The sequence below is a fragment of the Staphylococcus microti genome, assembly GCF_000934465.1.
GTDB lineage: Bacteria > Bacillota > Bacilli > Staphylococcales > Staphylococcaceae > Staphylococcus > Staphylococcus microti.
This window is the reverse complement of the sequence record NZ_JXWY01000070.1, coordinates 1-619: the sequence shown is the minus strand read 5'-3', so window position 1 is coordinate 619 and position 619 is coordinate 1. Positions and strand designations below refer to the sequence as shown.

Below are 619 nucleotides of genomic sequence, written 5' to 3'. Positions count from 1 at the left end.
TAATCGCGCTACTTTTCGTTTTTGTTTTTGATAGTTCTTTGCTTCAAAGAGATGGACACCTTTCTTTTTAGCTAACAAAGCACGCTTTGACAACTTACGTTGTTCACGTCTGAGTTTCTTTTCCATTTTAGCCGTGAAGTTATGATTATCAATTTTTTGACCATCAGAAAGAATCGCAAAATTTGTAATACCCAAGTCAATACCAATTGCAGAATTAGATTTAGGCAATTCATTTATCGCTTCTTTACATAACAAAGAAATATAGTATTTACCGCTAGCCTGACGTGATATTGTCGCTGACTTGATAATCCCTTTTGGCTGTCTGTGAAGTTTAATTCTGATTAAGGATTTCAATTTAGGAACTTTGACAAATTTATCATCAATCAAAGCAACTGTCCCATTTTGATTATTCGTTGTATAACTCTGAACAGGATTTTTCTTACTTTTGAACCGAGGAAATCCAATAGATTTATTACGAAAAAAGTTCTTGTAGGCTTTATCTAAATTGAGCTGTGCATTAGCTAAAGCAAGACTATCGACTTCTTTTAAAAAGGGGAATTCTTTTTTATATTTTGCAGGTGTTGGAAAACGCATTTTCTCAGAGGGATTGTTCTTTTTT

Annotated in this window: 1 protein-coding gene; it reads right to left on the bottom strand. The window is 33.1% G+C overall.

All coding sequences use genetic code 11. From position 1 onward, the window contains the following. Positions 1-619, bottom strand: a 619-nt coding sequence (locus tag TP70_RS08730; protein ID WP_044361047.1) for an RNA-guided endonuclease TnpB family protein, incomplete at both ends; no start/stop codon positions are given.